General features: G+C 60.2%; 12 protein-coding genes. 3 read left to right on the top strand and 9 right to left on the bottom strand.

All coding sequences use genetic code 11. The features are described 5' to 3' along the window. Positions 1-73: 73 nt before the first annotated feature. The 5 genes from purB to ACM6IM_RS16250 all read right to left on the bottom strand — a co-directional run bounded on the left by purB (position 74) and on the right by ACM6IM_RS16250 (position 6,204). Complete coding sequence (gene purB, locus ACM6IM_RS16270) at positions 74-1,444, bottom strand: adenylosuccinate lyase (RefSeq protein WP_414865699.1); 1,371 nt, start codon at positions 1,442-1,444, stop codon at positions 74-76. A gap of 126 nt (positions 1,445-1,570) precedes the next feature. Further along, on the bottom strand, positions 1,571-2,194 hold the full coding sequence (gene hflD / locus ACM6IM_RS16265) for a high frequency lysogenization protein HflD (RefSeq protein ID WP_192304869.1): 624 nt from the start codon (positions 2,192-2,194) through the stop codon (positions 1,571-1,573). Then, the gene (mnmA, locus tag ACM6IM_RS16260; RefSeq protein ID WP_201190670.1) at positions 2,191-3,324 is read right to left on the bottom strand and encodes a tRNA 2-thiouridine(34) synthase MnmA; all 1,134 of its coding nucleotides are present in this window, start codon (positions 3,322-3,324) and stop codon (positions 2,191-2,193) included. The genes hflD and mnmA overlap by 4 nt, the downstream gene beginning before the upstream one ends. 59 nt (positions 3,325-3,383) lie before the next feature. Beyond that, the gene (locus ACM6IM_RS16255; protein ID WP_414865698.1) at positions 3,384-3,830 is read right to left on the bottom strand and encodes an NUDIX hydrolase; all 447 of its coding nucleotides are present in this window, start codon (positions 3,828-3,830) and stop codon (positions 3,384-3,386) included. A 148-nt stretch (positions 3,831-3,978) separates the two neighbouring features. Then, on the bottom strand, positions 3,979-6,204 hold the full coding sequence (locus ACM6IM_RS16250; protein WP_414865697.1) for an NADP-dependent isocitrate dehydrogenase: 2,226 nt from the start codon (positions 6,202-6,204) through the stop codon (positions 3,979-3,981). 507 nt (positions 6,205-6,711) lie between these two features. On the opposite strand from ACM6IM_RS16250, the gene icd reads away from it, so the two are divergent. Next, on the top strand, positions 6,712-7,968 hold the full coding sequence (icd, locus tag ACM6IM_RS16245; protein ID WP_192304181.1) for an NADP-dependent isocitrate dehydrogenase: 1,257 nt from the start codon (positions 6,712-6,714) through the stop codon (positions 7,966-7,968). Between the two features lie 63 nt (positions 7,969-8,031). Here icd and ACM6IM_RS16240 read toward each other — a convergent pair whose 3' ends face one another. Continuing rightward, entirely contained in the window at positions 8,032-8,313 is a 282-nt protein-coding gene (locus ACM6IM_RS16240; RefSeq protein WP_414865696.1) for a cold shock domain-containing protein, read from the bottom strand. A 225-nt stretch (positions 8,314-8,538) separates the two neighbouring features. On the opposite strand from ACM6IM_RS16240, the gene clpS reads away from it, so the two are divergent. Both clpS and clpA read left to right on the top strand, forming a co-directional pair. Continuing rightward, positions 8,539-8,922, top strand: a complete 384-nt coding sequence (gene clpS / locus ACM6IM_RS16235) for an ATP-dependent Clp protease adapter ClpS (RefSeq protein WP_192304177.1) — start codon at positions 8,539-8,541, stop codon at positions 8,920-8,922. A 30-nt stretch (positions 8,923-8,952) separates the two neighbouring features. Then, positions 8,953-11,223, top strand: coding sequence for an ATP-dependent Clp protease ATP-binding subunit ClpA (gene clpA / locus ACM6IM_RS16230; protein WP_192304175.1), 2,271 nt, complete (start codon positions 8,953-8,955; stop codon positions 11,221-11,223). A gap of 237 nt (positions 11,224-11,460) precedes the next feature. On the opposite strand, the gene infA is transcribed toward clpA, so the two are convergent. The 3 genes from infA to aat all read right to left on the bottom strand — a co-directional run bounded on the left by infA (position 11,461) and on the right by aat (position 13,224). Beyond that, a complete protein-coding gene (infA, locus tag ACM6IM_RS16225; protein ID WP_002553999.1) occupies positions 11,461-11,679 on the bottom strand; it encodes a translation initiation factor IF-1 in 219 nt (72 codons plus the stop codon). Positions 11,680-11,779: 100 nt separating this feature from the next. Then, positions 11,780-12,487, bottom strand: coding sequence for an arginyltransferase (locus tag ACM6IM_RS16220; RefSeq protein WP_201190662.1), 708 nt, complete (start codon positions 12,485-12,487; stop codon positions 11,780-11,782). 56 nt (positions 12,488-12,543) lie between these two features. Continuing rightward, the gene (aat, locus tag ACM6IM_RS16215; protein WP_201190660.1) at positions 12,544-13,224 is read right to left on the bottom strand and encodes a leucyl/phenylalanyl-tRNA--protein transferase; all 681 of its coding nucleotides are present in this window, start codon (positions 13,222-13,224) and stop codon (positions 12,544-12,546) included. Positions 13,225-13,226: the final 2 nt, after the last annotated feature.

The raw sequence follows: 13,226 nt of genomic DNA, 5'->3' as shown, positions 1-13,226 counted from the left end.
AAAAAAAGCACTTTTCAGGCGGGAATAAAAACGCCCGGCGCTGCCGGGCGTCTCAAACGGGGACAGCGGTCGATCAGATGCGTTTGGCTTGTGCCACGGCATTGCCGATGTAGTTCGCCGGGGTGAGCAGTTTCAGCTCGGCCTTGGCGGCGGCAGGCATATCCAGTGCGTCGATGAAAGTTTGCAGCGCTTCAGGGCTGATGCCCTTGCCACGGGTCAACTCTTTCAGCTTCTCGTAAGGGTTTTCGATGTTGTAGCGGCGCATGACCGTCTGGATCGGCTCGGCCAGAACTTCCCAGCAAGCGTCGAGGTCGGCGGCGATTTTCTGCGCGTTGAGCTCGAGTTTGCTGATGCCCTTGAGGCTGGCTTCGTACGCGATCACGCTGTGGGCGATGCCGACACCGAGGTTGCGCAGAACGGTGGAGTCGGTCAGGTCGCGCTGCCAGCGGGAAATCGGCAGTTTGCTCGCCAGGTGCTGGAACAGGGCGTTGGCGATACCCAGGTTGCCTTCGGAGTTTTCGAAGTCGATCGGGTTGACCTTGTGCGGCATGGTCGAAGAGCCGATTTCGCCAGCGATGGTGCGCTGTTTGAAATAACCCAGGGAGATGTAGCCCCAGATGTCGCGGTCGAAGTCGATCAGGATGGTGTTGAAGCGCGCGATCGCGTCGAACAGCTCGGCGATGTAGTCGTGCGGTTCGATCTGCGTGGTGTACGGGTTGAAGCCCAGGCCCAGCTCGTCTTCGATGAAGGCGCGGGCGTTGGCTTCCCAGTCGATCTCCGGGTAGGCCGACAGGTGAGCGTTGTAGTTGCCGACAGCGCCGTTGATCTTGCCGAGCAGCGGAACGGCCGCTACCTGGGCGATCTGGCGCTCCAGGCGGTAAACCACGTTCGCCAGTTCCTTGCCCAGGGTGGTCGGCGAAGCCGCCTGACCGTGGGTGCGCGACAGCATCGGCACGTCGGCGAAGCGGATGGCCAGTTCGCGAATGGCTTCGGCGGTCTGGCGCATCAGCGGCAGCATCACATCATCACGACCTTCGCGCAGCATCAGGGCGTGGGACAGGTTGTTGATGTCCTCGCTGGTGCAGGCAAAGTGGATGAATTCGCTGACGGCAGCCAGTTCCGGCAGCTTGGCCGCTTGCTCTTTGAGCAGGTATTCGATGGCTTTGACGTCGTGGTTGGTGGTGCGCTCGATCTCTTTGACACGCTCGGCGTGTTCCAGGGAGAAGTTTTCCGCCAGGGCATTCAGCACGGCGTTGGCTTCGGCGGAGAATGCCGGCACTTCGCCGATGGCAGGGTGAGCGGCCAGGCGCTGGAGCCAGCGCACTTCAACCAGAACGCGGGCACGGATCAGGCCGTACTCGCTGAAAATGGGGCGCAGGGCCTGGGTTTTGCCGGCGTAGCGGCCGTCAACAGGGGAAACCGCAGTGAGCGAAGAGAGCTGCATGGGGTGTTCTCGGACAGTCGGGCAACGAAATGGGGCGCGTATCATACATGAAAAAATCCGTCGGTCCGTTGCCAACTGACCAGCGTCTTACGCGTTTCACATCAAACAGGGTCCTGCGGGTGCGATTCAGTGGCTGCGCATCAGCGGGTAAAGCTCTTTGAGCAACTTTCGGCGGCTGATCACCAACTGCCAACGGTGCCCGCCCAGTTGCCGCCACAGGCGCGCCGAACGGATCCCCGCCAGCAACAGCGCGCGGATCTTCGAGGCGTTGCTCGGCTGCTGCAGGTTGCGCATGTCGCCGTGGACCTGAATTCGTTGGCGCAGGGTGCTCAGGGTGTCCTGGTACAGTGCGCCGCATGCCGCGATCACGTTTTCGTGAGCCGGTCCGAAGTGCTCGACCTGAGACTGGATCTGCGGCAGGCGCTTGCCGATCACCTCCAGCATATCGTCGCGCTTGGCCAGTTGCCGCTCCAGCCCGAGCATCGCCAGGGCGTAACGCAGCGGTTCGCGCTGCAACGAACTCGGGTCGCGTTCCAGGGCGCCAATCAGGGCGCGATACCCTTCGTGCAGGTTGAGGTCGTCGCCGCCGTAGACTTCCAGCGTGTCCTTGGGATCGCGGATCAACAAGCTGCCGAGCATGCACGTCAGGCCGGCCTCGCTGGTCTGGCCGGTCTTGGCAATCCTGTCCACCAGCACGGCGGCGAGAAACACGCCGCCCAGCGCTGTCAACTGCTCCTGCATCGGGGTCATGAGGCGTTGCTCTTGCTGGTCCATGGTTCGGCCACTTCGATGACGCCGCCGCCCAGGCAGATTTCACCGTCGTAGAACACCACCGATTGGCCCGGGGTCACCGCGCGTTGCGGATCATCGAACGTTGCGCGGTAGCCGCTGGCCGTCTTTTCCAGCGTGCACGACTGGTCGCCCTGGCGATAACGGACCTTGGCGGTCAGCTTGCGCGGCTGGCTCAGGTCGATCGGGTTGACCCAGTAGATGTCCGAGGCGAGCAGGGCGCGGGAGAACAGGTACGGGTGGTCATTGCCCTGTCCCACGATCAGTTCGTTGTGCTCCAAGTCCTTGATCAGCACGTACCATGGCTCGTCGCCGGCGTCTTTCAGGCCGCCGATGCCCAGGCCCTGGCGCTGGCCGATGGTGTGGTACATCAGGCCGTGATGGCGGCCGATGACTTCGCCTTCGGTGGTCTTGATTTCGCCCGGTTGCGCGGGCAGGTATTGCTTGAGGAAGTCGCTGAAGCGGCGCTCGCCGATGAAGCAGATCCCGGTGGAATCCTTTTTCTTGGCGGTGGCCAGCTCGTACTTTTCAGCAATGGCACGCACTTGCGGTTTTTCCAGCTCGCCGACCGGGAACAGGGTCTTGGCGATCTGTTCGCCGCCGACGGCGTGCAGGAAGTAGCTCTGGTCCTTGTTCGGGTCCAGGCCCTTGAGCAATTCGGTGCGCCCGTCGATGTCGCGGCGGCGCACATAGTGGCCGGTGGCGATCAGGTCGGCCCCGAGCATCATGGCGTAGTCGAGGAACGCCTTGAACTTGATCTCGCGGTTGCACAGGATGTCCGGGTTCGGTGTGCGCCCGGCCTTGTATTCGGCCAGGAAGTGCTCGAACACGTTGTCCCAGTACTCGGCGGCGAAGTTGGCGGTGTGCAGCTTGATGCCAATTTTGTCGCACACGGCCTGGGCATCCGCCAGGTCATCCATGGCGGTGCAGTATTCCGTTCCATCGTCTTCTTCCCAGTTCTTCATGAACAGGCCTTCCACCTCATAACCCTGCTCGATCAGCAGGAGGGCGGAAACGGAAGAGTCCACGCCGCCGGACATGCCGACAATGACGCGCTTCTTTTGTGTGTCAGAAGGGGCTGGATCACGCATAGGGATTCAATGAGTGTCTTGAAAAAGGACGCGATTCTAGCAGGCTGCGGCCCACAAGGCTAAAGAGAAGGGCGGATCAGTTCGAGGCCGAAGCGTTTGCCGTCCAGATAGTCGTCGATGCAGCGCATGATCAGCTCGCTGCGCCAGTGCTCGCGCTGCGCGATCAATTCCTCGCGGGTCAACCACTTGGCGCCGACGATGCCCTCGTCCAGTTGATAATCGGCGTGGTGCCTGAGCGCTGTGGCGATGAAGCACACCCGTTGATAGGTCACGCCGTTACTGGGGGCGGTGTACAGGTAAATGCCCAGCACGCCGGTCGGCTCGACGTCCCAGCCGGTTTCCTCGAGGGTTTCGCGTACGGCGGCTTCGATCAGGGTCTCGTTCGGGTCCAGGTGGCCGGCGGGCTGGTTGAGCACGTGACGGCCGCCCTTGGACTCTTCGACCATCAGGAAGCGGCCTTTGTCCTCGACTATCGTGGCGACGGTGATGTGGGGTTGCCAGTCCATGGGGTTCCTCGATGACGAAATGGGGAAATTACTGTGGGAGCGAGCAGCTCGCTCCCACAGTGGGTTGGGCATCTACCGATCACTTTCTGCGATACCCACAAACAGAAACCCCGGCACTGGGCCGGGGCTTCCTTGCTTCCCTACAACCTTACACCAGCGCGGCAATCGCCGCGTTGAGCGTGGCGCTCGGGCGCATGGCCTTGCTGATCAGCTCGGCATTGGCGTGGTAGTAACCGCCGATGTCCACTGGCTTGCCCTGAACGGCATTGAGCTCGGCAACGATGGTTGCCTCGTTCTCGGTCAGGGTCTTGGCCAGGGTCGCGAACTGCGCTTGCAGTGCAGTGTCTTCGGTCTGGGCAGCCAGGGCCTGAGCCCAGTACAGCGCCAGGTAGAAGTGGCTGCCGCGGTTGTCGATGTTGCCGACTTTACGCGATGGCGACTTGTTGTTGTCCAGGAACTGGCCGGTGGCCTGGTCCAGGGTCTTGGCCAGAACCAGCGCCTTGGGGTTGTCGTAGTTGACGCCCAGGTGCTCGAGGGACGCGGCCAGGGCCAGGAATTCGCCCAGGGAATCCCAGCGCAGGAAGTTCTCTTCCAGCAGTTGCTGGACGTGCTTGGGCGCCGAACCGCCGGCGCCGGTTTCGAACAGGCCGCCACCGTTCATCAGCGGCACGATCGACAGCATCTTGGCGCTGGTGCCCAGTTCCATGATCGGGAACAGGTCGGTCAGGTAGTCGCGCAGTACGTTGCCGGTCACCGAGATGGTGTCCTTGCCGTCGCGGGTGCGTTGCAGGGTGTATTTCATGGCGTCGACAGGCGCCATGATCTGGATGTCCAGGCCGGCGGTGTCGTGGTCCTTCAGGTAGGTCTGGACTTTCTCGATCACCACGCCGTCATGGGCGCGCATCGGGTCCAGCCAGAAGATCGCCGGGGTGCTGCTGGCGCGGGCACGGTTGACGGCCAGCTTGACCCAGTCCTGGATCGGTGCGTCCTTGGTCTGGCACATGCGGAAGATGTCGCCGGCTTCAACCGGTTGTTCCAGCAGCAGGGTGCCGTTGCTGTCCGTCACGCGGACAACGCCGTTGCTCTTGATCTGGAAGGTCTTGTCGTGCGAGCCGTACTCTTCGGCTTTTTTCGCCATCAGGCCAACGTTTGGCACGCTGCCCATGGTGGTCGGATCGAAGGCGCCGTTTGCCTTGCAGTCTTCGATGACGGCTTGGTAAATGGTGGCGTAGCAACGGTCCGGGATCACGGCCTTGGTGTCGTGCAGCTGGCCGTCGGTGCCCCACATCTTGCCGGAGTCACGGATCATGGCCGGCATCGAGGCGTCGACGATGACGTCGCTCGGCACGTGCAGGTTGGTGATGCCCTTGTCGGAGTTGACCATGGCCAGCGACGGACGAGCGGCGTAGACCGCCTGGATGTCGGCTTCGATCGCCGCTTGCTGCTCGGCAGGCAGGGCCTTGATGCGAGCGTACAGGTCGCCGATGCCGTTGTTCAGGTTGAAGCCGATCTGCGCCAGCACGTCAGCGTGCTTGGCCAGGGCGTCCTTGTAGAACTCGGCAACGATCTGGCCGAACATGATCGGGTCGGAAACCTTCATCATGGTGGCTTTGAGGTGAACGGACAGCAGCACGCCCTGTTGCTTGGCGCTTTCGATTTCGGCGGCGATGAAGCTGCGCAGGGCGTTCTTGCTCATGACGGCGCAATCGAGGATCTCACCGGCTTGAACGGTGGTCTTTTCCTTCAGGACGGTGGCGGTGCCGTCTTGAGCGATCAGTTCGATTTTAACCGCGCCAGCGGCGTCGATCAGGGCGGCTTTTTCGCTGCCGTAGAAATCGCCGGTGCTCATGTGCGCGACGTGGGACTTGGAGTCCTTGGCCCAGGCGCCCATTTTGTGCGGGTGCTTGCGCGCATAGTTCTTGACCGACAGCGGAGCGCGACGATCGGAGTTGCCTTCGCGCAGAACCGGGTTCACGGCGCTGCCCTTGACCTTGTCGTAACGTGCCTTGGCTTCTTTTTCGGCATCGTTGGTCACGGTTTCCGGGTAGTCCGGCAGTGCGTAGCCCTGGGCTTGCAGTTCCTTGATCGCGGCTTGCAGTTGCGGAACCGAAGCGCTGATGTTCGGCAGCTTGATGATGTTGGCTTCAGGCGTAACGGCCAGGGCGCCCAGTTCGGCGAGGTGGTCGGCTACGGCTTTGTCACCCAATTGCTCGGGGAAGCTGGCCAGGATGCGCCCTGCAAGAGAGATATCGCGGGTTTCCACGGCGATATCAGCCGAGGCGGTAAACGCCTCTACGATAGGCAACAGTGAATAGGTGGCGAGGGCTGGAGCTTCGTCGGTGAAGGTATAGATGATCTTCGAGCGGGTGGGCATATTCGGATTAACTCTCTCTTCTATGCTAAAGCGTGCGCAGAAACTCGAGGGGCGCCGGGTAAGCGCGTTCGTTCAAAGTCATCCATGAGCCGAATGTCGAGATTTGTGCGCGGTGATGTTGGGTGCATCAGTCGAGCGGTAAGCGGGTGGACTGCGATAACGGTCCTGCTTTTTCAGGCGTGATATCCCGGCTGCTTATACAGTGCAGGAGAGGTCGGCCGTCGTGACTCTGTGGTCAGCGGGCGGCATTATACATAGGTAGCTGGCAATCTGCCGATGGTTCATAAGCAACGATTGTCGTCCATTGGTCTAAAGGTCGCAGGCGCCCCTGGAGGGTAGAGTCGTCGGGAGTGCTTGAATTTGGCGGTTTTCCCTTGATTTTCAGGCTTGTAGAGCAGGAACTGCGCGGCTTTGCGGCAGATGGGCGGAACATAGGGTTTGCGCGCCGATTCAACTGGGTTACGCTCGAACCAAGCCAGATGTTCAATCCAAACAATGGAGTTCAGCATGGGTTACAAGAAGATTCAGGTTCCAGCCGTCGGTGCCAAAATCACCGTCAATGCAGACCATTCTCTCAATGTTCCTGACAATCCGATCATTCCGTTCATCGAAGGCGACGGTATTGGCGTCGATGTCAGCCCCGTAATGATCAAAGTGGTTGATGCTGCCGTGGAAAAGGCCTATGGGGGCAAGCGCAAGATTTCCTGGATGGAAGTCTACGCCGGCGAGAAAGCCACCCAGGTCTATGACCAGGACACCTGGCTGCCCCAGGAAACCCTGGATGCCGTGAAAGATTACGTCGTCTCCATCAAGGGGCCGCTGACCACGCCAGTGGGCGGTGGTATCCGTTCGCTCAACGTCGCCCTGCGCCAGCAACTGGACCTGTACGTCTGCCTGCGGCCGGTGGTGTGGTTCGAAGGCGTGCCGAGCCCGGTGAAAAAGCCTGGCGACGTCGACATGGTGATTTTCCGCGAGAACTCCGAAGACATCTATGCCGGCATCGAGTGGAAGGCCGGCTCGCCCGAGGCCAACAAGGTCATCAAGTTCCTCAAGGAGGAAATGGGCGTTACCAAGATCCGTTTCGACCAGGACTGCGGCATCGGCATCAAGCCGGTCTCGAAGGAAGGGACCCAGCGTCTGGTGCGCAAGGCGCTGCAGTACGTGGTGGACAACGACCGCAAGTCGCTGACCATCGTGCACAAGGGCAACATCATGAAATTCACCGAAGGTGCCTTCAAGGACTGGGGCTACGAGGTGGCGAAGAACGAATTCGGCGCCGAGCTGCTCGATGGCGGCCCATGGATGAAGTTCAAGAACCCGAAAACCGGTCGCGAGGTCATCGTCAAGGATGCCATCGCCGACGCCATGCTCCAGCAGATCCTGCTGCGCCCGGCCGAATACGACGTGATCGCCACCCTGAACCTCAACGGTGACTACCTCTCCGATGCCCTGGCGGCGGAAGTGGGCGGCATCGGCATCGCGCCGGGCGCCAACCTGTCCGACACCGTGGCCATGTTCGAGGCCACCCATGGCACCGCGCCGAAGTATGCCGGCAAGGACCAGGTCAACCCGGGGTCGGTGATCCTGTCGGCCGAGATGATGCTGCGCCACCTGGGCTGGACCGAGGCGGCAGACCTGATCATCAAGGGCACCAATGGTGCGATCAAGGCCAAGACCGTGACCTATGACTTCGAGCGCCTGATGGACGGCGCCACGCTGGTTTCGTCCTCCGGTTTCGGGGACGCACTGATCAAGCACATGTAAACGCTCAGGCATGAAAAAAACCGCCTTCGGGCGGTTTTTTTCATGACGCGATGACCGGTGGTGTCAACTCGATACGGTGCTTGCCTGAGGCGCGGCGACAGCCGGCTGGTTTTCCCCCGGTGCCGCCTTGATGTCGATCGCATGCAGCCCCTTGGGGCCCTGGACGATCTCGAAGCTCACGGCTTGCCCGGCCTTGAGGGTCTTGTACCCGTCCATGTTGATGTGAGAGTAGTGGACAAAAAAGTCGATGGACTTGCCTTTCTCGTCACGACCCACTGGGGAGTCGGTGTTGATGAAGCCGAATCCCTTTGCATTGTTGAACCACTTCACCTTGCCGACTGCCATGCTCATATCCCTCTGCAACGCACTCCATCACTGGAGTATCATCCAGTACATCCGCACCCAAATCCTTTAAATGTGATTGACTCGGCGGACCTTTTTTACCCACTGTGGGCTCTATTGGTTGTAACACCGTTTTGCCGATAGTCAAGGTGACCCGGCAGCCGGTGTTGAAATCATCAAAAACCGCCCCCAATACTGTATTTGCACAACTGACGAACCTTTCTTTCCATGCATGCAATCAGCCAGATTCGACTAACATTCAATCAGGATCGCCCGACTCTCCAGAATGATCGCCCGGAGGAACACGACGACGATTCCGCAGGCATTGCTGTTCAGGAGGCCAAGCCTGCTTTACAGGCGCCGCCGATGTACAAGGTGGTTTTGTTCAATGATGACTACACACCGATGGATTTCGTCGTCGAAGTGCTCGAGGTGTTTTTTAACCTGAATCGCGAGCTGGCGACCAAGGTCATGCTGGCCGTCCATACAGAAGGACGGGCAGTATGTGGAGTGTTTACCCGCGACATTGCCGAGACGAAGGCCATGCAGGTCAACCAGTACGCCAGGGAAAGCCAGCATCCGCTACTCTGTGAAATCGAGAAGGACGGTTAATCGCCGACCACTTGGGTATGAGGTGAAGCTATGTTAAACCGCGAGCTCGAAGTCACCCTCAATCTAGCCTTCAAGGAGGCCCGTTCGAAGCGTCATGAATTCATGACCGTCGAGCATCTCCTGCTGGCCCTATTGGATAATGAGGCTGCCGCCACCGTTTTGCGTGCCTGCGGCGCAAACCTCGACAAACTCAAGCATGACCTGCAGGAGTTCATCGACTCCACCACGCCATTGATCCCCGTTCATGACGAGGACCGCGAGACCCAGCCAACCCTGGGCTTCCAGCGTGTTCTGCAGCGTGCTGTCTTTCATGTGCAGAGCTCGGGCAAGCGTGAAGTGACCGGCGCCAACGTGCTGGTCGCGATCTTCAGTGAACAGGAAAGTCAGGCAGTGTTCCTGCTGAAACAGCAGAGCGTTGCCCGTATCGATGTCGTCAACTACATCGCCCATGGCATTTCCAAGGTGCCGGGGCACGGCGATCACTCTGAAGGTGAGCAAGATATGCAGGACGATGAGGGCGGTGAGTCTTCTTCTTCAGGCAATCCTCTGGATGCTTATGCCAGCAACCTCAACGAACTCGCGCGCCAGGGTCGTATCGATCCGCTGGTGGGGCGCGAGCTCGAAGTCGAGCGCGTTGCGCAGATCCTGGCGCGTCGTCGCAAGAACAACCCGTTGCTGGTGGGCGAGGCGGGCGTGGGTAAAACCGCGATCGCCGAAGGCCTGGCCAAGCGCATCGTCGACAATCAGGTACCGGACCTGCTGGCCAACAGCGTGGTGTACTCCCTCGACCTGGGGGCCTTGCTGGCCGGGACCAAATACCGCGGCGATTTCGAGAAACGCTTCAAGGCGTTGCTCGGCGAGCTGAAAAAACGTCCGCAGGCGATCCTGTTCATCGACGAAATCCACACCATCATTGGTGCGGGCGCAGCGTCCGGTGGAGTGATGGATGCCTCGAACCTGCTCAAACCGCTGCTGTCGTCCGGTGATATCCGGTGCATCGGCTCGACCACCTTCCAGGAATTCCGCGGGATCTTCGAGAAGGACCGTGCGCTGGCACGACGCTTCCAGAAGGTCGATGTTTCGGAGCCTTCGGTGGAAGATACCGTGGGCATTCTGCGCGGCCTGAAAGGGCGTTTCGAGCTTCATCACAACATCGAATACAGTGACGAGGCCCTGCGCGCCGCAGCCGAACTGGCTTCGCGCTACATCAATGACCGGCACATGCCGGACAAGGCGATCGACGTCATCGACGAAGCGGGCGCCTACCAGCGACTGCAGCCAGCCGACAAACGCGTGAAGCGCATCGAAGTGCCTCAGGTCGAGGACATCGTTGCGAAAATCGCGCGGATTCCGCCGAAACACGTCACCAGCTCCGACAAGGAACTGCTGCGTAACCTCGAGCGGGACCTGAAGCTGACGGTGTTTGGCCAGGATGCCGCGATCGACTCGCTGTCGACCGCCATCAAACTGTCCCGTGCCGGCCTCAAGTCGCCTGACAAGCCCGTCGGTTCGTTCCTGTTCGCCGGGCCGACCGGTGTCGGTAAGACCGAGGCTGCGCGTCAGTTGGCCAAGGCGCTGGGCATCGAGCTGGTTCGCTTCGACATGTCCGAGTACATGGAGCGCCACACCGTATCGCGTCTGATCGGTGCGCCCCCTGGCTATGTCGGGTTCGACCAGGGTGGTCTGCTGACCGAGGCCATCACCAAGCAGCCGCACTGCGTGCTGTTGCTCGATGAGATCGAAAAGGCGCATCCGGAAGTCTTCAACCTGCTGTTGCAGGTCATGGACCACGGTACGTTGACCGACAACAACGGGCGCAAGGCGGATTTCCGCAACGTGATCGTCATCATGACCACCAACGCCGGTGCCGAGACGGCTGCGCGCGCTTCGATCGGTTTCACCCATCAGGACCATTCGTCCGATGCGATGGAAGTGATCAAGAAGAGCTTCACGCCGGAGTTCCGCAACCGTCTGGACACCATTATCCAGTTTGGTCGCCTCAGCCATGAGGTCATCAAGAGCGTGGTGGACAAGTTCCTTACCGAGCTTCAGGCGCAGCTGGAAGACAAGCGTGTGCAGCTGGAAGTGACCGATGCGGCACGCAGCTGGCTGGCAGCGGGTGGTTACGACACGGCAATGGGCGCGCGGCCGATGGCGCGTTTGATCCAGGACAAGATCAAGCGTCCGCTGGCAGAGGAGATCCTGTTTGGCGAACTGGCCGACCATGGCGGTGTGGTGCACATCGACATCAAGGACGGCGAGCTGACCTTCGACTTCGAAACCACTGCCGAAATGGCCTGACGTTTCCCGCGACACGCAAAAAGGCGCCGAAAGGCGCCTTTTTGCTGTCTGCCTGATGCACGCAAGTCTACTGTGGGAGCGGGCTTGCTCGCGAAGACGGCGGCACATTCACCTCGGATGCAAGCTGGTCCTCCGTATTCGCGAGCAAGCCCGCTCCCACATTCGGCCGGTGTTGGTCTATCAAATGCCGGGCAAACAAAAACGCCCGGCAATGCCGGGCGTCCTGTATTGACCTGATTAGCGAGCGCGGTAAGTGATACGCCCTTTGCTCAAGTCATAGGGCGTCAGCTCGACGCGCACTTTGTCGCCGGTAAGAATACGAATGTAGTTCTTGCGCATCTTGCCGGAGATGTGCGCGGTTACGACGTGCCCATTTTCCAACTCCACGCGAAACATGGTGTTGGGCAGGGTGTCGACGACAGTGCCTTCCATTTCGAAGCTGTCTTCTTTCGACATGCAGTAAAGCCCTCGGTGTCCAATGAATGGCCCGGTGCAACTGCGCCAGGCAAAAGCGGCGTGCATTGTGCCCGAAAAATGGGGTTTACGCCAAGGGGTTCTAGTTCAGGATGACCCAGCGCTGATTAATCAGCAGTTCGATAGGGCGATATTGGGTCTTGTAGCTCATCTTTTTGCAGTTTTTGATCCAGTAGCCCAGGTAAACCGCTTCCAGCTGCAACCGCTGGGTTTCGGCGATTTGCCAGAGAATGGCGAAGCGCCCCAGGCTGCGACGCTCTTCGGCGGGTTCGTAGAAGGTGTAGACCGCCGACAGGCCGTTGGGCAGCAAGTCGGTCACGGCAACTGCCAGAAGCTGGCCGTCGAGGCGGAATTCGTAGAAGCGTGAAAACGGCAGGTCGCGTACCAGGAAGGTCGAGAACTGATCGCGACTGGGCGGGTACATGTCGCCATCGGCATGCCGCTGTTCGATGTAGCGCTGGTACAACTCGAAGTATTCTTCGCTGAACTTGGGCTTGACGGGGCGTACCTGCAGGTCGGCGTTGCGCTTGAGGATGCGTTTCTGCTGGCGGTTGGGCGCAAATTGCGCCACGGGAATGCGTGCGGGGACGCACGCATTGCAATTCTGGCAATGAGGCCGGTAGAGATGATCGCCGCTGCGACGAAAACCCATTTCCGACAGGTCTGCGTAGACATGCACATCCATGGGCTGACTGGGGTCGAGGAACAGCGTCGTGGCCTGCTCCTCGGGCAGATAACTGCAAGAGTGGGGCTGAGTGGCATAAAACTTCAAACGCGCCAACTCGGTCATGATCAACCCTCGGGATGAGCTTTTGAATAAGTGTAAGCCAAGCGCGCCAAAGTCGCTCAGCAAACCCAGGTCGCGCGATTGCGCTGATCGAGATACTGCGCCAGGTAGCCGGCAAACTCGCGGCGAGGGATGGCACGGGCGCCGAGACTGTGTAAATGATCGGTGGGCATCTGGCAGTCGATCAGCACGAAACCCGAGTCTTTCAGATGTTCGACCAGCTTGGCAAAGCCGAATTTGGAGGCGTTGTCGGCGCGGCTGAACATGGACTCGCCGAAAAACAGTTGACCCATTGCCAGGCCGTAGAGGCCGCCGACCAGCAGGCCATCGTCCCAGACTTCCACCGAATGGGCGTAGCCGCGCCGGTGCAGTTCGAGGTAGGCGTTCTGCATGGCTTCGGTGATCCAGGTGCCATCAGCGTACTGCCGGGGTGCGGCGCACGCGCGGATGACCGCCGGAAAATCCTGATCGAAGGTCACCTGGTAGCGTTGCTGGCGCAGCAACTTGTTCAGGCTGCGCGAGACATGCAGTTCGTCGGGAAATAGCACGGTGCGAGGGTCTGGCGACCACCACAGGATCGGTTGGCCTTCGGAAAACCAGGGGAAGCAGCCATGGCGATAGGCCTGGACCAGGCGATCGGCGGACAGGTCGCCGCCTGCCGCCAGCAGCCCGTTGGGTTCGCGCATGGCTTTTTCCAGCGGCGGGAATGTCAGGGAGTTGCGTTGTAACCAAGTCAGCATGG

This window comes from Pseudomonas sp. IT-P12 (assembly GCF_949767465.1).
In the GTDB taxonomy this organism is placed as follows: domain Bacteria; phylum Pseudomonadota; class Gammaproteobacteria; order Pseudomonadales; family Pseudomonadaceae; genus Aquipseudomonas.
The sequence above is the reverse complement of the archived record's forward strand: the minus strand, read 5'-3'. Positions and strand labels throughout refer to the sequence as shown.

What these genes read in the sequence shown, in the direction of transcription:
- purB (WP_414865699.1), bottom strand. Translation starts at nt 1,444, where the DNA reads ATGCAGCTCTCTTCGCTCACTGCGGTTTCCCCTGTTGACGGCCGCTAC.
- ACM6IM_RS16220 (WP_201190662.1), bottom strand. Translation starts at nt 12,487, where the DNA reads ATGACCGAGTTGGCGCGTTTGAAGTTTTATGCCACTCAGCCCCACTCT.
- clpS (WP_192304177.1), top strand. Translation starts at nt 8,539, where the DNA reads ATGCATGCAATCAGCCAGATTCGACTAACATTCAATCAGGATCGCCCG.
- mnmA (WP_201190670.1), bottom strand. Translation starts at nt 3,324, where the DNA reads ATGCGTGATCCAGCCCCTTCTGACACACAAAAGAAGCGCGTCATTGTC.
- hflD (WP_192304869.1), bottom strand. Translation starts at nt 2,194, where the DNA reads ATGACCCCGATGCAGGAGCAGTTGACAGCGCTGGGCGGCGTGTTTCTC.
- ACM6IM_RS16255 (WP_414865698.1), bottom strand. Translation starts at nt 3,830, where the DNA reads ATGGACTGGCAACCCCACATCACCGTCGCCACGATAGTCGAGGACAAA.
- ACM6IM_RS16250 (WP_414865697.1), bottom strand. Translation starts at nt 6,204, where the DNA reads ATGCCCACCCGCTCGAAGATCATCTATACCTTCACCGACGAAGCTCCA.
- clpA (WP_192304175.1), top strand. Translation starts at nt 8,953, where the DNA reads ATGTTAAACCGCGAGCTCGAAGTCACCCTCAATCTAGCCTTCAAGGAG.
- aat (WP_201190660.1), bottom strand. Translation starts at nt 13,224, where the DNA reads ATGCTGACTTGGTTACAACGCAACTCCCTGACATTCCCGCCGCTGGAA.
- infA (WP_002553999.1), bottom strand. Translation starts at nt 11,679, where the DNA reads ATGTCGAAAGAAGACAGCTTCGAAATGGAAGGCACTGTCGTCGACACC.
- ACM6IM_RS16240 (WP_414865696.1), bottom strand. Translation starts at nt 8,313, where the DNA reads ATGGCAGTCGGCAAGGTGAAGTGGTTCAACAATGCAAAGGGATTCGGC.
- icd (WP_192304181.1), top strand. Translation starts at nt 6,712, where the DNA reads ATGGGTTACAAGAAGATTCAGGTTCCAGCCGTCGGTGCCAAAATCACC.